Source organism: Nonomuraea sp. NPDC050547 (assembly GCF_044457345.1).
Taxonomy (GTDB): Bacteria; Actinomycetota; Actinomycetes; order Streptosporangiales; family Streptosporangiaceae; genus Nonomuraea.
The window spans coordinates 208,050-226,891 of record NZ_JBITGW010000007.1 but is presented as its reverse complement, the minus strand read 5'-3'; the positions used below and the strand labels follow the sequence as shown (position 1 = coordinate 226,891).

The window sequence follows — 18,842 nt, the reverse complement described above, 5'->3', positions numbered from 1 at the left end:
GAGCCCCCCAGGGGTATCACTAGCGCTTTGTGCTGTTGCTGGCTGCTCGGAGGTTGGTTGCTTTGACATTTGCGACATGTCATGACCTGCGGTGACGGGCTTCTGCGGGGTGACCTGGGGGCCGACCAGGTTGCCGACGCCCCAGGTTCCGCCGAAGACGACCGCAAGACCGAGCACATATGTCCCGAGCTTCGCGGCGGTGTTCACTTCGTCACCAGCTCATATCCGGCCTCTTCGACGGCCGAGCGGATGTCCGCGGCGTCGATCGGGCTCACGCTCTCCACGGTCAGCAGTCCACTGGCCAGGTCAACCTCCACTGAGGAGACTCCCGCGACCTCGCTGACCTCTTCCTTGACGGAGCTGACGCAGTGGCCGCAGGTCATGCCCTTGACGGTGTAGGTGGCGCTGGTCATGTCGATCTCCTTAGCTTCTCTGTCTGCCTCTGAGTGTAACACCGTACCCCCCTAGGGTATTTCGGGGCTACACGGAAACCTTTCCCTGATCCTGAACGGCGGCGCGCGGCCGGCGCATGAGCACCACGCTCAGCAGGGCGCCGAGCCCCGCCACGACCGCGGCACCGACGAAGGCGCCCTGGAAGCCGTCGATGAGTTCGGCCTGCGACGTGGCGATGGCCGTCATGACGGCCAGCCCGACGGCGGACCCGACCTGGTAGGTGGTGTTCACGATGCCCGAGGCCAGCCCGGCCTCCTCCGGCTTGGCGCCGGACATCGCCGAGATCATGGCCGGGATGTAGGCCAGCGACATGCCCACGGCCGCGACCAGGCTCGCCGGCAGCACGTCCGCCACGAACGTCCCGCCCGGCCGCGCGAACGACAGCCCCGCCACGCCCGCGGCCAGCACCGCCAGCCCGAGCACGATGAGCGGCTTGGCCCCGAACCGGCCGAGCAACCTGGCCGTGATGCCGATCATGAAGATCATGACCGCGACCGTCATCGGCAGCAGCGCCGCGCCGCTGGCGAACGCGCCGAAGCCGAGGGTCTGCTGCAGGTAGAGGTTCAGGAAGTACCACATCGGGATCCAGGCGGCGCCGAGCAGCGCCATGGCCAGGTTGGCGGTGGCCAGGCCGGGTGTACGCCAGATCGACAGCGGCATCAGCGGCTGCTTGACCATGCGCTGCACGATCAGGAACAGCACCAGCAGCGCCGCGCCCGCGGCTCCGGCGATCAGGTTCTCCGCCACGATCGCGTACACGACCAGCGCCAGGCCGGCGGTGACCGAGATCGCGCCCACGACGTCCACCGAGCCGCGCCTGCCCTTGACCGCGGGGAGCAGTCCGGTGGCGGCCAGCGTGGCCAGGCCGATCGGGATGTAGACGATGAAGACCCACGGCCAGCTCAGGTACTCGGTGATGACGCCGCCGAGGAAGACTCCGGCGGTACCGCCCGCGGGGGCGGCGGCGCCGTACAGGGCCATGGCCTTGCCGAGCTCCTTTTGACTGTGCCCGAACAGCATCATGAGCAGCGTCATCGCCGCGGGCGCGATGAGCGCCCCGCCCACTCCCTGTACGGCGCGGCCGAGCACCTCGACCCACGCCGTGCTCGCGGCGGCGGCCAGCACCGAGCCGGCGATCAGGATGATCCAGCCGGTGGTGAAGACCTTGCGCGCGCCCAGCAGGTCGGACAGCCGGCCACCGAGCAGGAGCAGACCGCCGAACGCGATCACGTAGGCGTTGAAGACCCACTGGAGCCCGCCCGGGGTGAACCCCAGCTGCCGCTGCATCTCCGGGAGCGCCACACCGATGATGGACGTGTCCATGATCACCATGAACTGGGCGGTCGCGAGCACGAGTAGCGCCCACCACCGCCTGGGATTTTCGGTAGCCACTGCGATTCTCCTTTGCGCTTATACCCCCATGGGGTATCTCGACGGCGAGGAACGTAACATACCCCATGGGGGTTTGTCTACTTGCCTGATTCGGGAGGTTCATGGGTGCTCGACAGCGGGAGTACGGCCATCACTTGCTAGGCTGCATCCAACCGTTGGGTCTCACCCCGGCAGGTGAGACCGTCGAAGAAGTGGGGTCACACCGTGAAGAAGCTGATCGTTCTGGCGCTGATCGCCCTTGGGGGGTTGCTGATCTGGCGTAAGGTGCAGGCCGACCGCGCCGAGCTCGACCTCTGGACCGAGGCGACCGGCAGCGAGAACTAACCGACCTGGCGAGGCGATGAGCGACGTCGTCGTCCCCATCAAGCTGGCGTGCATCGACCTCGCCGGCACAACGATCGGTGACATCGCCATGGTCGAGCGTGCGTTCGCCGAAGCGATCGCAACTCAGGGCATCGTCCCCGGGACCGGGGCCTATGCGCGTGCCATGGTTCACGTGCACCGGTCCCGGGGATGTCCCAAGATCGAGGTCTTCCGCGGGATCTTCCCCGGCAACGAGGCCCAGGCACAAGCGGCGAACCTGACGTTCGAACGCTCCTACGAGGGCGCCCTGGACCGTGCCGGGCTTGTCCCGATCCCTGGCGTGCTGGAGACGCTCGACAAGTTGCGCGGCTCCGGTGTGCAGCTCGCCCTGATCACCGGATTCAGCCGCGCCACCTTAGGCCGGGTGCTTGGCGTGCTCGGATGGCATGACCGGGTCGATCTGGCCATCTGCCCCGAGGATGCTGGGGGGCGGGGTAGGCCTTGGCCGGATATGGTGCTGCATGCCGTACTCCGGTTGGGAATCGAGGATGTCCGGCAGGTCGCCGTCGTCGGAGATTCCGAGAGCGACATGCTGTGCGGGCGGCGGGCCGGGGCTTCGGTGGTGGCTGGAGTGATGACCGGAGTACACAGCCGGGAACGCCTCCTCAAGGGCGGCGCCACCCACATACTGGACTCGATCGCCGACCTTCCTGATTTGATCTTGATCGAAGACTTGGGTACGCACCAGGTAGCCACTGCGGGCCGGTAAGCTAGTGCGTCGTAAGGGGCCTTAGCTCAGCTGGCAGAGCGCCTGCTTTGCAAGCAGGATGTCAGGAGTTCGAATCTCCTAGGCTCCACAGGCAATGGTCTTGCCCCTCATGCGCGCTTCGCGCGTGGGGGGCAAGGCTGTTTCTCCAGTCGAGCTGAAGCTCGACCCCTGAAGGACCTCCCTCCGGTCGGACGCCCTCCCGGCCCACCCGTTGCCCAGCTGGGTGGTTGGGCAGTTGGATCCCACCCTGGTCAAAGGCCCTTTCTTGAGCTCGTTCCTATGTGCGAGGGAACACCACGAGGGCGAACACCTCGCTCCCGGCAACGTCCCTTCTTACCGCTCGAGAGCCGGCGGGCCTTGAGGCGATATCGCCTACACGAGGCAGTGCGCGATGTTCAGAAGGCACAGACTGCCCTGCCGACTCCCGCCACCGTGGGAGCGAACGAGCGCTCACGAAACACACAAGAGCGTCTGCCAACAAGCCGAACGTGGCCTCCGGCGAATCAGCGACCTGTTTGAAATCGTGTGTTCCGTCTCGGCGGGCCGCTCAAGTGGAGGTGTTCCAGCGTCGAACGCTCCGGTCCGCCGCCACTTGCCCCCTGTGGTTCAGAACCTGACCTCATTACCTATGCCATCCATAATCGAATCGCCTGGTCATTTCAGCGAGCGAAGCGCGGCTGGCCGTGTTCGTTATCGGACTGCCCGCGCTGGGAATGGCTGGTGGCGGCCGTGGTCGTTTACGTGATCGCGTTGGTCCATTATCCGTGCCACGTGGCCTGCCCGTCGTCGCCACCGGCTTTGCGGCCGCCATGAGCTACAACGTCCCCGGGGACGAGAACTACGCGGTGGCACCGTTCGACGAGGCGTTCTTCTGCACGGAGAAGGAGGCCAAGGCCGCCGACTACCACCGCTACGACTTCTGACCGAATCCTGGGTTCGGTGGTGTCCGGGGTTCGCGAGCTCTCCTGCGGCGAGCGAGGTCGCGGAGCTGTCAGGTCCCTACCAGCTCAGGCGTACGCTGCCAGGGCGCTTGGCATGCTGACCTGCATAAACGTACGGATGGCCACACTCGGGGCGTGCAGTGGCTCGATACAGCTATAGAAAGCCAGTTCGATAAAGCCTTCCATGTACGACCTCCGGCGTTTACGATCTTCATGCTGCTCCACGTAGACCGTCATCGAGGAACGGGGAGAATCGAGATGAGACGCAAGTTGCTCGCGTGCGGTTTCGCGTTATGCCTGCTCACCACCGCCGCTCCAGCCGCGCACGCGCAAGCGGCGGACGTGGTGTCGGCCCCGCTCGTCTTCGGTGTGCCGGCGGCCCAGCAGGCCGTGGCGTATTGGCTGGCCGACGGGGGCGCCAAGCTGAAGACCGCCACTCCCCTCGGCCAGCCGTACGACATCCAGGGAGAACGCGTCTCCGAGCCCATCGTGCCGTCCGGCAAACCCATCCAGTTCAGCCCCATGGCCCCGATGGCGGAGGACGAACCACCGCAGACCGCGGGCAAGGTGTACTTCGTCGGTGGCGACCACCAGCCGCACTGGTGCTCGGGCGTCTCCGTCTACAGTCAGTACCGCAACCTCGTCGCCACAGCCGCGCACTGTGTGTACGACATGGTGAGCGCACCCGCCACGAACTACCACTGGGTCTTCATCCCGGGCCCCGCCACCGACGGCACGGCCCCGTTCGGCATCTACGCCGGCAAACAGGTGTTCACCCACTACGACTTCACCCAGTACCGCGACCCCGACCGCGATGTCGCCTTCGTCAACGTCTACAGCGGTGTCGTCCCCTCCGACGACGGCACGCTGACGACGAACGGCCGGCTGGGGGAGATCGTCGGCATGCAAGGCCTGGCCTACAACCGAACGATCAACGAGACGACCGCCCCCGCCGTGAACCTCTTCGGCTACCCCGCCGGCCCCCACCCCGACGGGACCCGGCCCTACTCCGGCCAGAATCTCGAACGTTCCGCCGGGCAGGTGTCGGCGACGAACCTGACCAGCCCGTCCGCCGACCAGCTGGTCGGTGTGGAGTCGCCGTTCACCGGTGAGGGCTCGCTCGGTTCCGCCTGGCTGCAGGACTACCAGGACGAACAGGGCCTCGGCTACCTCAACGGCATCACCGTGGGAGTCTCCGACACCGACGACGACGGCCGCTACGACACGGGGGTCTCCCCGTACTTCGACACCGTACTGAACAGCGTCTACCGCGCCGCAGCCTCCTACTGGACCGGCCGCATCACCTGAAACGCCCGGCTACCGGCCGCGGGTTGAGTGGGCCGGTCGGCTCCGCGTGCCCTGCGGGGGCAGTCGTACTTGACCGGCTGCACCGGGGATGCTGTCCGAGTTTGCGGCCCGTTCTTGTGGGCGCGCCACGTGGGGTGAACATGAGTCTCCGATCCAAGCCCCGCAACAGTCGCTACCCGCCCGGTGCCGCCATCAGTACCACCCGGTCAACCTCGACATCGAACCCAAGATCCGGATGACCGGGAGAGCCTTCCGCAGACATCCATACGGACTTCCCGAGACGCTGTCCGATCAGCCGGAACACGTCCACCAGGACGTCCAGCCGCTCCTGTCCATGCAGCTCTCTGAGATCAACATCGAAGTCGATGGACTCAACCTGATACATCCGGAAGATCAGGAGTACCTCGGGGATCGGCCAGACCCTCAGCTCGGGCGTTGCGCTGAACTCGGATGCGCCACCCGCGGCCATATCGGCAGCCGAAACCTGCTCGGTCGGCTCGCCATCCAGCGAGTAGGCGTGCTGCCAACCCTGCGTCTGAACGAGGTCCAGCAGCATCTGCCAGTCCTCGACAGACGTCCCTTCTACGACCACATCAGGCAACGCTCCGCTGATTTCGGGGTCGAAGAGAACCTTCACGTCATCCCACAACAGGTCGGGCACAGCATTCATCATCTCTTGAGGTTTTGCCTATGGCACGTCAGGTGGGGTCCGGCGACGTTCGGGTGAGGAGGCTTATGTCGATGGGAAGTAGTAGGCCGTCGAGGTAGGGCCTCGCCCAGCGGGGCAGCGCCGCGAGTATCCGTTCGAGGTGTCCGCGCGGATCTTCCCAAGAGCATCCATCGCATGAGCACGTTGGTGGAAGTTCGGTGGCGGTGCCTGGGATTACGTCCTGTGTCCAGGCGAGAAGCGCAGCTGCCACCTCACCAGGTCTCAAGGTGGTGTGTTCCAGAGCGATCACCGCGGCCATGGGCCGGCGTGTTAGACCGGGGACCTGATGTATGGAGGGCCTGTGGGTTCCGCACGGCAACCTTCGTTGGGGTCTCGGTCGCGTTGTCGTTTGCCTTGCCCCGCCACAAGGACTTGCCTTCAGGGTCGGAGCGCTCGGCTTCGCGGACATGTCGTACGGCGAGGCCACCGACTCGATCCCATGATGGTCGCCGACCTCGCCCTCTGAAATGGCCTTGCCCTCTGAAGTGACTGATGGCACGGTGGCCGACTATGAGCAGGAGACGCTACGTCGCTAGAGGCGTTTCCGGCGGCTATCGGATCTGGGACAACAAGGGGCGCCGCTGGTGGGGTGACCTCTATGAGCTATGTCCTGATGATCTGCTCGGCGAGCTTAACGGCGCCCGGGACCACGACAGGATCACAGCGCTTCTCAAGCGCTACCGGGCTGAGAAGCGGTAGTCGCAGGCGATGGGAAGGTGCTGATCGCGGCTGCCTTTGGCTGATCCCGGGTGTAGCTCGAGCGCCGGCGCCCCTAGCCATGGCTGCCGAAGGCGGCTATGGCGTCTGCTGTCGTGTCGTACAGCACGAACGGGAGTGCCGCCTCGTGGAAACGTTCGGCCAGGTCCGGTGGTGCGGCGGCGACTACCAGCCATCCGGCCCCGGACCAGGCTTGCTTTCCGGCGGAGATGAGGGCGCTGACTGTCGTCTCGTCCCATTTCGTCATGTCGGTTACGTCGAGCACCACGCATGCGGGAGGGGGAAGCAGGTCCATTACTTCTTGAAGCCGCATCGTCGGCTCAGCTTCTCTGCCGAACGCGCCGACGAGTCGCAGGACGGTGCAAGTGCCGTGATCAACTCGCTGGACATCGGACATCGACAACTGCCTTCCGCTCGGCCGCCTTTGCGTTTCATTGTGCCGCCACTGGGGCCTCCTTGACTGCTGGATGATCGATGGCGTTGAGGACTCAAGCGGAAAAGGCTGATTCCTTGTCGCCGTCGCCCCGGAATTGGCCGAGTAGCGCAGGGTTTGCGGTGTCATGTTCTTAATGTCCGGGATGCTTTATTCGTGAGTGGCTTTCGGTTCGGCGCGGAATTTCGGGGGAGGACGCGCCGTCGTCAGCTGGCGTCCGTGCCCGAGCCGATGCGTCTCCTGCGGACAACTGGCCCCGATTTGCCTCATCGGTGGCGGGTGCCCGCGGACCGTGCCAATGCAGAGTCGGTTGCGCGGGCTGTGGGCATTATCCAGAAGTGTTGTCCACAGGGTGTGGAAAGTGTCTGTTGTTGAGCCCGCTGTCAGTGGATGGGGTGGCGTCCTGGTCTTGAGGCTGGTCAGGCGGTGCCGGGGTGACCTGTTTTTCCGGGCAGGCCGAAGTGCTTGATGGTGTGGATCGCGACCGCTTCTGCCGACAGGGCGGTGTTGTCGATGCGCAGGTAGTCGTCTCGGCCGTCGAACTCGCCGTTGGAGTTGAGGCGGTATTGGGCGTCGGCGTCCAGCAGGTGCTGTCTTGAGCGGGCGAGGTCGCGTTTGGAGGGCTTTTCGGCCAGGCGGAGTTCTCCTTGGTTTCGCTCCAGGCGCGCTTCTTGGGTGGCGGAGAGTTCCAGGTAGAGAATTCGGCTGCCGTTGTCGCGGAATGGAGCGGTGTAACCTTCCAGTTCGGCTTGGTCTTCTGGGACGTCGAAGGCCCAGGCATAGGTGAAGATCAGGCCGGGTATGCTACTGGCGGCCACCTCCTCGAATATTCGCCTGCGGAACTCTCCTACGAGTCTTCCGAAGGGCTCTGTGCCGAAATCGAAGAAGCGCAGCACCGGCTCGATGGACAGGTGGTTGTGGAACAGCTTGTAGCCGGTCCGGCCGGCGATTTCAATGCCGACGGTCATCTTGCCGACCGCGGGTGGTCCGACAATGCACAGCAGAGTGGGGCCGCTCGATTCACTGGTTTCTCTCATCGCCGCCACGGTAGGCAGGGCAACCGGTGTTCAGCAACAAGAATTCTCGGGGAAGGCTGTTGAGCCTCCATGGTCAGTCGATCCAGTGGAACCAGGCATCGAGCACCGTTTCCACCCGGAGGCGCGGGTCCAGGGGAAGGGCGAGTATCCGTGAGCCGAGCAAGGCGATGCCGTGCCGATTCAGCACGTGCCGGAGTTCCCGGCATTCCTCTTCCATCCGGGGAGGTCGCCATCCGCGACCTGCGGCAGTTGGGGCGGCTGCTCCACCGGCCCAGGCTCCTGCCGTGCTCGCCAGCTCATCCTTCACGGCCCGTTGAAGAGCTGAAAGATCAGTCGGTTCTGTACTCATGCCCAGAGGTGACGGTCTCCGGTGCTGTCCAGCTCTTACGGCATCGTGCCAAGCCGTACCCACGCGGGAAGGAGTCGCGCGAGGCCGGAGACCGTACCCATGAAGGTCAGCCTCTGGTCTCAACCCAGACGCTGATCGTGGTGTGGGGGGTGATCCGGGTGAAGGAGACGGATCCCACGGGGGCCCACGGGCCCTCGATCGCGATGAGGCCCACCTCTGGGGAGAAGTGTCGCTGGACGACGTGGATGCGGTGTTCGCCGGTGCCGCCGGTGCAGGTGCTGGACGCCGAGGCTGAGCTGAGCTGGTACGTGCATCCGGTGGGGGTGGCCATGGCCGGTGTGGCCAGGCCCACGATCAGGGCTGCGGACAGCCCGGCCGTGGTTGCGACCCATTTTCGTAGATTCATGCATGGCTCCTCTGGGCCTGCTGAATGTTGGCGTCCAGGATTCGCCTGGGGACCTCTCTGAGATTTCTTTAAGGAAAGTTTCCTAAGAGGTCAGGAGGGGCAGATGTATTTCTTGATCGCGTTGTTGATGCGGTTCCCCTTCGCCGCGCCGAACCCCTTCGGGTGATCAGGGGAGGTGAAGCGCTTGTCCACCTGGATGAGCGCGTCCATCCGCACCTTCGGCCACTGCTGAAGCCACGGGCACTGGTTGCGCGCCCGGTCCACGGCCTTCTGCTCGTCGCCGTGCACGATGTCCCGGTCGATCGTGTCCAGTTCGCGGATGTAGCCGGCCCATGCCTCCGGGCCCGGAACCGGCGGGATACGAACGTTTTGAGAAGCACGGGGAGGAGCCGGGGCACCGGCGCAACCTGAGATGAGCGCCGCGATGGCGATCGTGGCAACGGCCAGGCGCATGGAAGGCTCCTTAGGCGGGGCGTTCTATCCTGGCAGCTTGGTAACGTCGCCGACCATGCGGATCCTTGTTCTTGGCGGCACGTCCTTCGTCGGCCGGGCCATCGTGGAGGACGCCCTGCGGACGGGTGCCGAGGTGAGCCTGTTCGGGAGGGGGAAGACCGGGCAGGAGTTGTTCCCGTCGGCGATCCGGTACAGAGGGGACCGGGACGTCGGCGACTACGCCGCGTTGCGCGACGGGACGTGGGACGCGGTGGTGGACGTCAGCGGCTACTTCCCGCGCCACGTGGAACAGGCGATGGAAGCGCTGGAAGATCGGGTAGGCCGGTATCTGTTCATCTCCAGCCATGCCGTCTACCAGCGCACGGGCGTGGGACCTGGCTCGGATGAGGACACTCCGAGAAGGCCGCCGTTGCGCGAGGCCGAGGAGATCGACGACGACACCTACGGCCCGCTCAAGGTCGCGTGCGAGGACGCCGTCATGGCCAGGTACGGCTCGCGCGCCACGATCGTGCGACCGGGCAAGGTGGCCGGGCCGTACGACCCGTCGGACATGTTCACCTATTGGGTACGGCGGGCCGCGCAAGGCGGCCGGGTGGCGCTCCCCGCGGACCCCGGGCAGCCGATCCAGATCGTCGACTCGCGCGACCTGGCCCGCCTGGTGGTGCGGTTGCTCGCCGACGAACGACCGGGCGCGTTCCACGCGGTGGGTCCGGCCGAGCCGACCACGCTCGGCGGGCTCATCGAGACCTGCGCGCGGGTGGCGGGCAGCGAGGTGGAGATCGTCCCGGTTTCGCCCGAGTCGGTGCCGCCGTTCTTCCCCCTCGTACGCCCGAACCGGGCCTCACAGCAACGCAGCCCGGCCAAGGCCCGAGCGGCGGGCCTGCCCGCGACCCCGCTGGAGACGACGGCGGCCGACGTCCTGGCGTGGGATCGCGAGCGCGGCGAGCCGCCGCTGCGCAGCGGGTTCACGGCGGCCGAGGAACAGGCCGTGCTGGCGGAGGCCACTCCCCGGTGACCCGGGCAGCGGCCTCCCGAAAGCCCACTCCGAAAGAAGACCGCTCCGGAGAAAGCCGCTCCGGAGAAAGGCCGCTCCGAAGGGTCAGCCGCAGTGCTCGAACGGGCTGGTGTACGCGCTGCTGCCGACCGAGCCACCCCACCTGACGCACTGCTTGGCCGCGTTCGACCGGACCGGACCGGCGTAGTAGCCGTAGTTGCCCGAGTCGGCGGCACGGCGTTCGCCCTGCGGTTCGAGGAAGGCCGACACCGCCGACGCCGTGCCGAGGCTCGTCGACTTCATCGTCACGACGCAGTTGTTGCCGTTGCCCGCGTTGTAGAGCAGGTAGGTACGGCCGCCGGTGAGCGCGGCGGAGTCGATGACCGCGTAGCCGCTGCCGCAGGCCTTCTCGGGGGTGTACGGGTTGGTCGGGTTGGGCGGGTTGCCGCCGCCACCGCAGCCGTTGGTGCTGCTGACGGGCCTCCTCTGGCCCAGCGACACGGTCACGCCCTCCACGGTGGGGCTGGTGTCCATCGCACCGCCGGAGGTCCGCTGCTCGTAGTGGAGGTGCGGACCCTTGGAGCCGCCGGTCGAGCCGACCGCCCCGATGACGGCGCCCTGGCCGACGCTCATCGAGCCCCCGGCGCCCCGGACCATACTCGACAGGTGCGCGTACCGGGTCCTGCTGCCGTCACCGTGGCGGATTTCGACCCACTTTCCGTAACTGACGCCGCCCGCGTCGTGGAAGTACGCGGTCCCGGCGGCGGTGGCGCGCACGGTTTCACCGTTGATGTCGTCGCCGTTGTGGTTCTGCCAGTCGATGGAGCCCCCGGGGTTGTGGTTCGGGGTCCAGTTATTGGCGCTGAAGGTCTTCCCGCAGTTGAACGGGCTCTTGTGGGACACGGCCAGGACACTCGCGTCCTGTGCCGAGGCAACCTGGGGGATCGTCGCGACAGCGAGCGCGCATAACGCGGTGACGGTCGCGGACTTGAGGAGCTTCGGCCAGGTGGTGGGCATGCTCACCTCTCTGAAGGCGCATTTCGGGGGGTGCGGTCCCCCGATATAGATCATGAAGATAGTGGCGAAGGTTGTCTTCATTCAATCTTTGTCGAATGAAATTTTGCGGCTCTTAATCTTGGTGTCGTACGCCATAAACACCTGGAGAGATTGACCAGCTACGGACGGTCTCGTACGTTCCATTCAGCGCGTTGGACGTATCGCCAGGAGGCGACCTCAATGGAACAGTCCAGCACCACATGGCCCTGGCCGGACCTGCCGCCCGGCCCCCTCGGCTCACCTTCGCCCGACCTGCCCCGCCGGCACGCCGAGGCTCCCCTGGAGCCGACGACGATGCCCAGTGGCGACAAGATCGTGATGGCCGTCCGGTACGAGGACGTCCGTACCCTGATGACCTCGCCGTCGTGCAGCCGGAACCTGCGGACCCCCGGCCTGCCCAGGATGGTCAGCGGCACCAGCGTGGACGACGACCCCGCCGCCCTCATCAACCAGGACCCGCCGGAGCACACCCGGTACCGGCGCATCATGCAGGGCACGTTCACGCCCCGGCACATCGAGCGCTGGCGTCCGCGCGCCGCGGCCATCGCGAACGAACTGCTCGACCGGGCGGGCGCGGACTTCGACGTGGTGACCGGCTTCGCGCTGCCGCTGCCCGCCCGGGTGATCTGCGAGATGCTCGGCGTCCCCATGGACCGCTTCGAGCAGTTCCGCGGCTGGACCGAGACGTTCCTGTCCACCTCCGACGCCGACGCCGAGGCCAGGGGCGTGGAGTTCGCGGCGTTCCTGGACTATGCCCGCGAGCTCATCGCCGCCCACCGGGCCGAGCCCGGCGACGATCTGCTCGACCTGCTCATCGAGGCCCGCGACGAGGGCGACCGGCTGAGCGAGGACGAGCTGACCAACATGGTGTTCACGCTGATCCTGGCCGGGCACGAGACCACCGCCTCGATCATCATCAGGGGCGTGTTCCGCCTGCTGAGCCATCCCGAGCAGTACGGGCACCTGGTGGCGTACCCCGGACTGCTGGAACCCGCGGTGGAGGAGATCCTCCGCTACGAGGGGTCGGGCGGCAACGGGCTCCTGCGGCTGGTGACCAGGGACCTGGAGCTGTCCGGCGGGGTCGTGCCCGGCGGTTCGGTCGTGCTGCCCAACCCGTCGGCCGCCAACCACGACCCGTCCGTGTACGCCGATCCCGGCCGGTTCGACATCCGGCGCTTCGCCACGTCCCCGCCTCATCCGCATCTGTCCTTCGGGCATGGGACGCACTACTGCCTGGGCGCGAACCTGGCTCGGATGGAACTCCAGGAGGCCTTCCGCGCGCTGACCGGGCGGCTGCCCGGGTTGCGGGCGACGGAGGATCTGGCGTCGGTCCGGTGGAGCTCCGACGGGCTGATCTACCGGCCGCTGCGGCTGGGGGTGAGCGCTTGAGCAGGTGGCCCCAGATCCACCCAGAGGGAACGCAGCCCCCGAAGGCGGTCGCTTCGTGTCCAGACCGGAGGGCGTCCGGGGGCGCGGGAGAAGGAGGGGAAGCGGGCCAGCAGCGCGCTGAAGGCGATCTCCGCCTCCATCCTGGCCAGCGGCGCGCCGAGACAGTGGTGGATGCCGTGGCCGAACCCCAGGTGGCCGGAGGCGGGCCGCCTGACGTCGAGCAGGCCGGCCTCGGTGAAACGGGCCGGATCCCGGTTGGCGGCCAGCAAGGACACGTGGACGACCTCGCCGGCCGGGATCTTGACGCCGCCATAGGACACCGGCGCGGTCGTCACCCGGAGGCTCGCCTGGCCGACCGGGCCGTCGAAGCGCAGGAACTCCTCGACCGCGCCCGGGACCAGGGACGGGTCCGCGCGTAGCGCGGCAAGCTGGTCGGGATGGTCGAACAGGGCGTTGAGGGCGTTGCAGATCAGGTTGACGGTGGTCTCGTACCCGGCGACGAGCAGCAGGAACGCCGTGGCGATCAGCTCCCGCTCGGTGAGGGCGTCGCCCTCGTCGCGGGCCTGGACCAGCGTCGACAGCATGTCCTCGCCCGGGTCGGCCCGCTTGGCGGCGACCAGTGCCGACAGGTAGCCGACCATCGCGGCGGTCGCCGCCGCCTTCTCCTCGGCGGGCGCGTGGCCGATCAGCGCGTCGGTCCAGGCCTCGAAGTCGCCGCGCTCGCCGGGGACGATGCCGAGAATCTCGCAGATCACCGTGATCGGCAGGGGCCCCGCGAAGCGGGCCATGAGATCGACCACCCCGCCGTCCCGGGCGAGGCCGTCCAGAAGCGATTCGGTGATCTCGACGATCCGGGGGCGGAGCGCGTCGATCGCCTTCGGGCTGAACGCCTTGGCCGCCAGGCGGCGGAGCCTGGTGTGGTCGGGCGGATCGCAGTTGATCATGTTCTGCGTGAGCCACTGACCGCTGATCATCGCACGCGCGCCGTGCCGGGCGAGCGCGGCCTCGACGTTCGCGTTGGCCTTGGACAGCGCGGGATCGGCCAGCGCGGCCCGCCCCTCGGCATAGCCGGTGATCAGCCAGCCCGGCGTGCCGCCCGGCGCCTGATCCATCCAGAGCACCGGGGACTCGCTCCGCCAGGCGAGGTAGCGGGAGTGCGGATCGTCGTAGAACGCCTCGTCCATCACGGCAGGACCTGGGTGGTCAGGGGCGCCTTGAAGGGGAGGACGAAGAGAGGGCCGGTGACCACCGCCTGTTCGCTTCCCGGTCCGAAGGGGAGGTCGGCGATCTGGCGGCAGGTGCCCCGGTCCTCGATTCCGAAGATCGGGCGGCCGTCGCGGCCGATGTTGAAGCGGCCGGTCAGGGAGATGCGGTCGCGGACCCTTCCTCGCTCGTCCACGAAGAAGCCGTGGATGGGAGCGGTCGCGGAGAAACCACGCCGGCCCTGGACCTCCTGGACCAGGTCGGAGATCAGGAAGCGCAGGGTGCGGCCTTCCGCGTCGGTGACCGTGCCTTCCAGTTCGCCCAGGAACGGGGTGAAGAGGCCGGGGGCGGCCGTGGCGAAGCCGTCCGGGTACGGCTGGGGCCGCTTGGCGAGCTGGGAGATCCGCCACATGCGTTTGAAGGTGCCGGTCCGGATGGTGTACGTGCCGTGCTCGCACACGAACGGGCGCAGGGTGCGGCCGGTCAGGTCGATGGTCTCGCGGACGATCGGGTTACCGGTGCCGGGGTCGCCGAACCGGTCCTCGTCCACGCGTACCGACAGTCTGTGGGGCGTGAGTTTCAGGACGAAGCCGGGGCCTACGGCTCTGACCTGGTGGGCGTTCTCCTTGATGGTCAACCCCGGGGCGCCCGGCTGAGCGGGGAGCGCCAGTGCAGTGAGCAGGGTGACGGTGATCCGTAAGACCATGGGTCCTCCCTCGCGACCGCGCGATCACTTCAGCGTACTAGTCGCCGCCCGGCAGGACGAGGCCGTTGTCGTAGGCGAAGATCGTGGCGTGCAGGCGGTCGCGGACGCCGAGCTTGGCCAGGATGGCGGCGACGTGGTCCTTGACGGTGGCGGCGCTGATGCCGAGCTTCGCGCCGATCTCGGCGTTGCTGTGGCCTCGGGCCACCTCTGCGAGGACGTCGTTCTCCCGGGGGGTCAGCGCGGCGAGCGCCTCGGAACGGCTGGGCGGGCGGTGGCGGGCGAACTGCTGGATCAGGCGGCCCGTGACGGCGGGGTCGAGGAACGACTGGCCGGTGGCGGTCAACCTGACGACCTCGATGACGCGGCCGGGCTCGGCGTCCTTCAGCAGGAAGCCGCAGGCGCCGGCGCGCAGGGCGGAATACACGTATTCGTCGAGGCCGAACGTGGTCAGGACGACGACGCGGGAGCCGGGCAGCGCGGTGGTGATCGTCCGGGTGGCGGACAGGCCGTCGGTGCCGGGCATCTTGATGTCCATCAGGATGACGTCGGGACGCAGGTCCTCTGCCAGGGCGATCGCGGCGGCGCCGTCGGCGGCCTGGGCCACGACAGTGATGTCGGATTCGGCGGACAGGACGGCCGCGATGCCGGCGCGTACCATCGCGTGGTCGTCGGCGAGCAGGACGCTGATCATGACGGCAGCCAGACGCGGACCTGGGCGCCCCTGGCGGACACGGCGCCGCCGGCGGCTTCGGCGACCATGCGCAGGCGGCGGGTGGCGCGGCCGGCCGGGGCGGACAGCTCTACGCCTTCGGGCAGGTAGGTGACGGTGAGCGGGGCGTCGTGACCGAGGAGTTCGCGGGCCGCCCAGAACGCCGTCGCCTCGACCGCGCCGTGCATCTGACGCCGTTCGCCGACGCTGGTGACGAGCACGCCCCGCCGTACGGCGAGGGCGTCGATGCCGGCCAGGCACGGCGGCGGGTCGTCGTCGGCGGGACGGCGGAGTTCGCCGAGCAGGTCCCGCAGCGCGTTGAGCGCGGCCCGCGACCGCGCGGCGACGACGGGCAGGTCGTCGCCCGCGGCCACGAGCGCTTCGGCGTGCCGCAGCGCGGTCGCGCGCAGCCGGGCGGCGACACGGGCGCGCTCGGCCAGCGCCGCCCGCTCGCGCAGCCGGCCGTGACGGGCGGCGGCCCCGTCGCGGCGGCGCGCCCTCCCGGCGGCGAGCAGCACACCGGCCGCCCAGGCGATCCCCACCGGGACCAGCACGAACGCGCTCAGCAACACCCACGCGGCGAACCGGTTCCCGACGATCCCCGGCCCCCAGGCCAGCGCGGCGCCCATCGCGGAGCCCACGGCCAGCGGCGCGAGCACGCCGCGCGGGCCGCGGGCCACGCCGATGCCGTAAACCATGATCAACTCGATCCAGCCGCACCACAGCACGAGGTCCCCGCCCGGGGTGATCGGCCAGCCGGCGACCCGCGCCAGCTCGATCAGCGGGTACAGGGACAGGGTCACGGCGAGCGCGGGTATCGGGCGCGCGAGGTGCCAGCGCAGGGGGAGCGCGTGCAGGATCAGCAGGGGTACGAGCAGCGCCAGTTCCTCGGCCAGCAGCGGAACGTCCCCCGGATCGGGCACCAGCAGCCCGCCCACCGGGATCCCGACGCCCAGGACCACCGGCGCCCAGTTCCGGACATGCTCGCTCCACCACCGCCCCCGCCGGAGGCCGCCGCCGCCGAGCGGCAGCACGGCACGCACCCGCCAGCCGCGCGCCATGGGACCCGCTGCGGGACCTGCTGTGGGGCCCGCTGTGGGGCCCGCCTCCAGCGATCCGCCCGCGGCCGCGGCCTCCGAGCGCAGAACCGCCAGGCCGCAGCCGCTCCCCGCGTCGAACGCGCCGCCTCTCCCCTGGTCGGTGACGGTGACGACCAGCCGCCCGCCGTACCCTCTGACCAGCACCTCGACCGGGACGCCTGGCGCGTGACGCCGGCTGTTGGTCAGCGCCTCGCGGACGATCCGCACCGCCAGCGCCGCGATCGGCGGCGGCGCGTCCTCGGCGTCCCTGCGGTAGGAGACCCCGCGCTCCGGCCATTCGGCGACGAGCGCGTCCAGGTCGGCCAGACGCGCGTGGTCCGCGCGGGCGTCGAGCGCGGCCAGCCTGGTCAGCTCCGCGACGACAAGCCGCCCTTCCCGTACGGCATGCGCCCCCGCCTCAGCCGTCATCCGGTCATCGCGCACATGCAGCGCGGACGAGGCGCCGATCATGATGCCGGTCAGCCGGTGGGCGGCGGTGTCGTGAAGGTCGGCGGCCAGCCGGTGCCGCTCGGCCTCGGCCGCCAGACCGGGCACCGCCGCGGCGCCCGAGGCGTACGCGGCGAACGCGCGCCTCCTGGCTCCGTGCGTCCGTGCCGACCTGCCCAGCGCCCAGCCGGCGGCGCTGAGACCGGCGGCCAGGAAGGCCACCCCGGCGACCTGGTCGGGAGTGCCGCCCTTGGCCAGGGTCACGGTTGTCGCGCTCGCCGCGGCCAGGGCTACGAACCAGAGGACGACGCGGGCCGTACAGGAAAAGGACAGTCCCGCCACCACCGCGACGGCCGCGAACGAGCCTGCCCACCACACCGTTCCAGGATAGGGATATCTTGGCGGGCCATGTCGCCAAGATCGTGGTTATGGTGGGGCGTCGCCGTTGTGCTCACGCACACGCACCTGATCTTCGCCACCCCCTCCGGCGGCATCGGGTGTGCCGGGATCGGCCTGTATCAGGTGGTCGCCGCCGAGCTGTGGTCGATCGCGGACTGGGTTCCGCTGGTCTGGTACTCGGGGATACCGGCGGTCGGACTGGTCGTGGTGACGTGCTGGCTGTGGGAGCCGTGGACCGCCCGGCAGATCGTGCGGTGGCTGGCGGCGTCGCTGCTGCTCTTCTTCGGCCTTGAGCAGTTCGGCTTCCTCGTGGATCTGTTCTTGAGCCCGGGATGTCTGGACATGTGGGGCTGGTCGGCGTTCACCCGCCTCGACCTGCTTCCGCCGCTGGCGGCGTTGTGCATGATCGCGGCGGTCCGCGCCCCCGGGCGGAGGCTCCTGAACGTCCGGCGGTTGACGCTCCTGGCGGTGGTAGGGGTGTTGGCCCTGGTGCCCACGGGCGACCTGGGGCCCGGGCGGATCACCACCGACCGCGAGGGAGCCGAGGACGAGCGGGATCGGGAGTTCGAGCGATGGGAGGCCGACAGCCGGCGGGCCTGCGACCGGGGCAGGCACCGGCCGAAGGTCAAGCCGGTGGTCGCGGGCCGGCAATGGATCCTGTCGGAAGCCGGGCTCGCGGTGTTCGAGGAATCCGCGGATGAGGGCCTGGCGTTCGAGGTGGCCGGGGACTATCCGGTCTGCGTCACCACCGAGGCGTATCGCCAGGCTCCTCCGCGGGAGTCGCGTGGGTGGGAGCGGGTCAAGGAGGTCGCCTACGTGAGCCCGAACGGCGCGATCGTGGTGCACGATCCCTTGGCGGGGCCGTCGGGGCTGCCGAACCTGGCGATCGCCGGGCCTGGACGTTACCGGGTGCGGACGCACTACCGGATCGCGCACGACGACGGGGTGGGGCATCTGCTGGTGATCGTGTTCCCTGAGCGGCGGTGAGCCCCGGGGCGGGTGCCTCGGGGCTCACCAGGTGGGACCGTTATCGCTCGTAGTGCTCGTGCAGGGTGACCGAGCGGTACTCGTGGGTCCTGTTGATCCTGGCGTCGACCAGCCAGACCTTCGCGTACACGTCGTCCTTGTTGTCGGTCCAGGAGTTGTCCTCGTCGAGGCGGCTGCCGCCGACGCGGATGTCGAACTCGGCGCTGAGGCCGCCGGACCAGGCGGAGACCCAGCTGACGGGGACGGAGAAGAGCGCGTTGTCGAAGGCGGGGTCCTCGCCGAACGTCTTGGCCGAGAACGGCTCGCCCGGCGCGTCGATGATGGCCTGGGCGTCGCTCTGGCTCATGGTGACGTCGATGCCGATGTGCACGTCGTAGATGCCGGGACCGGCTTTGGTGATGCCCAGGCAGATGACGGCGTTCTTGTCGGTCCTGCAGGACTGGGCGTTGGCCGGGGGTGCGACGAACAACATCAGCGTGGCGATCGTGGCTGTCAGGACGCTGATCGCGGCGACCAACCGGCGGCTCATGGTGGTGATCAAGGGTTCTCCTCGGGATGGTGCGCCCCGCTCTCGTGGCGGCGCGCTCATCCCGTAGGGCGTGA

The 18,842-nt window shown here is 68.4% G+C and carries 20 protein-coding genes and 1 tRNA gene; 8 read left to right on the top strand and 13 right to left on the bottom strand.

Annotated elements, in window-relative coordinates; all coding sequences use genetic code 11:
• Positions 1 to 203: 203 nt before the first annotated feature.
• Together ACIBHY_RS19505 and ACIBHY_RS19500 are read right to left on the bottom strand one after the other, a co-directional pair.
• Positions 204 to 413: a heavy-metal-associated domain-containing protein gene (locus ACIBHY_RS19505; RefSeq protein ID WP_184959061.1), complete on the bottom strand. Its 210-nt coding sequence runs from the start codon at positions 411 to 413 to the stop codon at positions 204 to 206.
• A 67-nt stretch (positions 414 to 480) separates the two neighbouring features.
• Positions 481 to 1,845, bottom strand: a complete 1,365-nt coding sequence (locus tag ACIBHY_RS19500) for an MFS transporter (protein WP_397246986.1) — start codon at positions 1,843 to 1,845, stop codon at positions 481 to 483.
• 204 nt (positions 1,846 to 2,049) lie between these two features.
• Here ACIBHY_RS19500 and ACIBHY_RS19495 point away from each other — a divergent pair, with 204 nt between their 5' ends.
• The 5 genes from ACIBHY_RS19495 to ACIBHY_RS19475 all read left to right on the top strand — a co-directional run bounded on the left by ACIBHY_RS19495 (position 2,050) and on the right by ACIBHY_RS19475 (position 5,166).
• Positions 2,050 to 2,169: a DLW-39 family protein gene (locus ACIBHY_RS19495; protein ID WP_214319204.1), complete on the top strand. Its 120-nt coding sequence runs from the start codon at positions 2,050 to 2,052 to the stop codon at positions 2,167 to 2,169.
• A 16-nt stretch (positions 2,170 to 2,185) separates the two neighbouring features.
• Positions 2,186 to 2,917 (top strand): HAD family hydrolase, encoded by a 732-nt coding sequence (locus ACIBHY_RS19490; RefSeq protein ID WP_397246984.1) that lies wholly within the window; start codon positions 2,186 to 2,188, stop codon positions 2,915 to 2,917.
• 15 nt (positions 2,918 to 2,932) lie between these two features.
• Positions 2,933 to 3,005 (top strand) — tRNA-Ala (locus ACIBHY_RS19485).
• Between the two features lie 676 nt (positions 3,006 to 3,681).
• On the top strand, positions 3,682 to 3,840 hold the full coding sequence (locus ACIBHY_RS19480; RefSeq protein ID WP_397246940.1) for a hypothetical protein: 159 nt from the start codon (positions 3,682 to 3,684) through the stop codon (positions 3,838 to 3,840).
• Between the two features lie 276 nt (positions 3,841 to 4,116).
• Positions 4,117 to 5,166 carry a trypsin-like serine peptidase gene (locus tag ACIBHY_RS19475; protein WP_397307356.1) on the top strand — a complete coding sequence of 350 codons (1,050 nt, stop codon included), beginning with the start codon at positions 4,117 to 4,119 and terminating at the stop codon, positions 5,164 to 5,166.
• A gap of 172 nt (positions 5,167 to 5,338) precedes the next feature.
• On the opposite strand, the gene ACIBHY_RS19470 is transcribed toward ACIBHY_RS19475, so the two are convergent.
• From ACIBHY_RS19470 to ACIBHY_RS19450, 5 genes are all read right to left on the bottom strand, one after another.
• Positions 5,339 to 5,827 (bottom strand): hypothetical protein, encoded by a 489-nt coding sequence (locus ACIBHY_RS19470; protein ID WP_397307355.1) that lies wholly within the window; start codon positions 5,825 to 5,827, stop codon positions 5,339 to 5,341.
• Between the two features lie 820 nt (positions 5,828 to 6,647).
• On the bottom strand, positions 6,648 to 6,989 hold the full coding sequence (locus tag ACIBHY_RS19465; RefSeq protein ID WP_397246934.1) for an STAS domain-containing protein: 342 nt from the start codon (positions 6,987 to 6,989) through the stop codon (positions 6,648 to 6,650).
• Positions 6,990 to 7,444: 455 nt separating this feature from the next.
• On the bottom strand, positions 7,445 to 8,062 hold the full coding sequence (locus ACIBHY_RS19460) for a hypothetical protein (protein WP_397307354.1): 618 nt from the start codon (positions 8,060 to 8,062) through the stop codon (positions 7,445 to 7,447).
• A gap of 455 nt (positions 8,063 to 8,517) precedes the next feature.
• Positions 8,518 to 8,817 (bottom strand): hypothetical protein, encoded by a 300-nt coding sequence (locus tag ACIBHY_RS19455; protein WP_397246931.1) that lies wholly within the window; start codon positions 8,815 to 8,817, stop codon positions 8,518 to 8,520.
• A 90-nt stretch (positions 8,818 to 8,907) separates the two neighbouring features.
• On the bottom strand, positions 8,908 to 9,270 hold the full coding sequence (locus tag ACIBHY_RS19450; RefSeq protein WP_397246929.1) for a hypothetical protein: 363 nt from the start codon (positions 9,268 to 9,270) through the stop codon (positions 8,908 to 8,910).
• 55 nt (positions 9,271 to 9,325) lie between these two features.
• On the opposite strand from ACIBHY_RS19450, the gene ACIBHY_RS19445 reads away from it, so the two are divergent.
• Positions 9,326 to 10,285, top strand: a complete 960-nt coding sequence (locus tag ACIBHY_RS19445; RefSeq protein ID WP_397307353.1) for an NAD-dependent epimerase/dehydratase family protein — start codon at positions 9,326 to 9,328, stop codon at positions 10,283 to 10,285.
• An 84-nt stretch (positions 10,286 to 10,369) separates the two neighbouring features.
• On the opposite strand, the gene ACIBHY_RS19440 is transcribed toward ACIBHY_RS19445, so the two are convergent.
• Complete coding sequence (locus tag ACIBHY_RS19440) at positions 10,370 to 11,281, bottom strand: M23 family metallopeptidase (protein WP_397246925.1); 912 nt, start codon at positions 11,279 to 11,281, stop codon at positions 10,370 to 10,372.
• A gap of 219 nt (positions 11,282 to 11,500) precedes the next feature.
• Between ACIBHY_RS19440 and ACIBHY_RS19435 the strand changes: the two genes are divergently transcribed.
• Positions 11,501 to 12,709, top strand: a complete 1,209-nt coding sequence (locus ACIBHY_RS19435) for a cytochrome P450 (RefSeq protein WP_397246924.1) — start codon at positions 11,501 to 11,503, stop codon at positions 12,707 to 12,709.
• On the opposite strand, the gene ACIBHY_RS19430 is transcribed toward ACIBHY_RS19435, so the two are convergent.
• The 4 genes from ACIBHY_RS19430 to ACIBHY_RS19415 are packed head-to-tail and all read right to left on the bottom strand — an operon-like array spanning position 12,676 to position 17,231.
• Positions 12,676 to 13,893, bottom strand: coding sequence for a cytochrome P450 (locus ACIBHY_RS19430; protein ID WP_397307457.1), 1,218 nt, complete (start codon positions 13,891 to 13,893; stop codon positions 12,676 to 12,678). The genes ACIBHY_RS19435 and ACIBHY_RS19430 overlap by 34 nt on opposite strands.
• Entirely contained in the window at positions 13,893 to 14,618 is a 726-nt protein-coding gene (locus ACIBHY_RS19425; RefSeq protein WP_397246920.1) for a hypothetical protein, read from the bottom strand. The genes ACIBHY_RS19430 and ACIBHY_RS19425 overlap by 1 nt, the downstream gene beginning before the upstream one ends.
• Before the next feature lie 37 nt (positions 14,619 to 14,655).
• Complete coding sequence (locus ACIBHY_RS19420) at positions 14,656 to 15,309, bottom strand: response regulator (protein WP_397246919.1); 654 nt, start codon at positions 15,307 to 15,309, stop codon at positions 14,656 to 14,658.
• The gene (locus ACIBHY_RS19415) at positions 15,306 to 17,231 is read right to left on the bottom strand and encodes a sensor histidine kinase (RefSeq protein WP_397307352.1); all 1,926 of its coding nucleotides are present in this window, start codon (positions 17,229 to 17,231) and stop codon (positions 15,306 to 15,308) included. Before ACIBHY_RS19415 ends, ACIBHY_RS19420 begins: the two co-directional genes overlap by 4 nt.
• Before the next feature lie 69 nt (positions 17,232 to 17,300).
• Between ACIBHY_RS19415 and ACIBHY_RS19410 the strand changes: the two genes are divergently transcribed.
• Positions 17,301 to 18,239 carry a hypothetical protein gene (locus ACIBHY_RS19410; RefSeq protein WP_397307351.1) on the top strand — a complete coding sequence of 313 codons (939 nt, stop codon included), beginning with the start codon at positions 17,301 to 17,303 and terminating at the stop codon, positions 18,237 to 18,239.
• Between the two features lie 40 nt (positions 18,240 to 18,279).
• Here the strand turns inward: ACIBHY_RS19410 and ACIBHY_RS19405 are convergent, their stop codons facing one another.
• Entirely contained in the window at positions 18,280 to 18,780 is a 501-nt protein-coding gene (locus tag ACIBHY_RS19405) for a hypothetical protein (protein WP_397246913.1), read from the bottom strand.
• Positions 18,781 to 18,842 lie beyond the last annotated feature (62 nt).

Excerpts from the sequence above, each read along its gene's own strand:
- ACIBHY_RS19450 (WP_397246929.1), bottom strand. The coding sequence starts at position 9,270 with ATGCGCCTGGCCGTTGCCACGATCGCCATCGCGGCGCTCATCTCAGGT.
- ACIBHY_RS19475 (WP_397307356.1), top strand. The coding sequence starts at position 4,117 with ATGAGACGCAAGTTGCTCGCGTGCGGTTTCGCGTTATGCCTGCTCACC.
- ACIBHY_RS19430 (WP_397307457.1), bottom strand. The coding sequence starts at position 13,893 with ATGGACGAGGCGTTCTACGACGATCCGCACTCCCGCTACCTCGCCTGG.
- ACIBHY_RS19445 (WP_397307353.1), top strand. The coding sequence starts at position 9,326 with ATGCGGATCCTTGTTCTTGGCGGCACGTCCTTCGTCGGCCGGGCCATC.
- ACIBHY_RS19425 (WP_397246920.1), bottom strand. The coding sequence starts at position 14,618 with ATGGTCTTACGGATCACCGTCACCCTGCTCACTGCACTGGCGCTCCCC.
- ACIBHY_RS19505 (WP_184959061.1), bottom strand. The coding sequence starts at position 413 with ATGACCAGCGCCACCTACACCGTCAAGGGCATGACCTGCGGCCACTGC.
- ACIBHY_RS19435 (WP_397246924.1), top strand. The coding sequence starts at position 11,501 with ATGGAACAGTCCAGCACCACATGGCCCTGGCCGGACCTGCCGCCCGGC.
- ACIBHY_RS19490 (WP_397246984.1), top strand. The coding sequence starts at position 2,186 with ATGAGCGACGTCGTCGTCCCCATCAAGCTGGCGTGCATCGACCTCGCC.
- ACIBHY_RS19455 (WP_397246931.1), bottom strand. The coding sequence starts at position 8,817 with ATGAATCTACGAAAATGGGTCGCAACCACGGCCGGGCTGTCCGCAGCC.
- ACIBHY_RS19440 (WP_397246925.1), bottom strand. The coding sequence starts at position 11,281 with ATGCCCACCACCTGGCCGAAGCTCCTCAAGTCCGCGACCGTCACCGCG.
- ACIBHY_RS19465 (WP_397246934.1), bottom strand. The coding sequence starts at position 6,989 with ATGTCCGATGTCCAGCGAGTTGATCACGGCACTTGCACCGTCCTGCGA.
- ACIBHY_RS19460 (WP_397307354.1), bottom strand. The coding sequence starts at position 8,062 with ATGAGAGAAACCAGTGAATCGAGCGGCCCCACTCTGCTGTGCATTGTC.
- ACIBHY_RS19420 (WP_397246919.1), bottom strand. The coding sequence starts at position 15,309 with ATGATCAGCGTCCTGCTCGCCGACGACCACGCGATGGTACGCGCCGGC.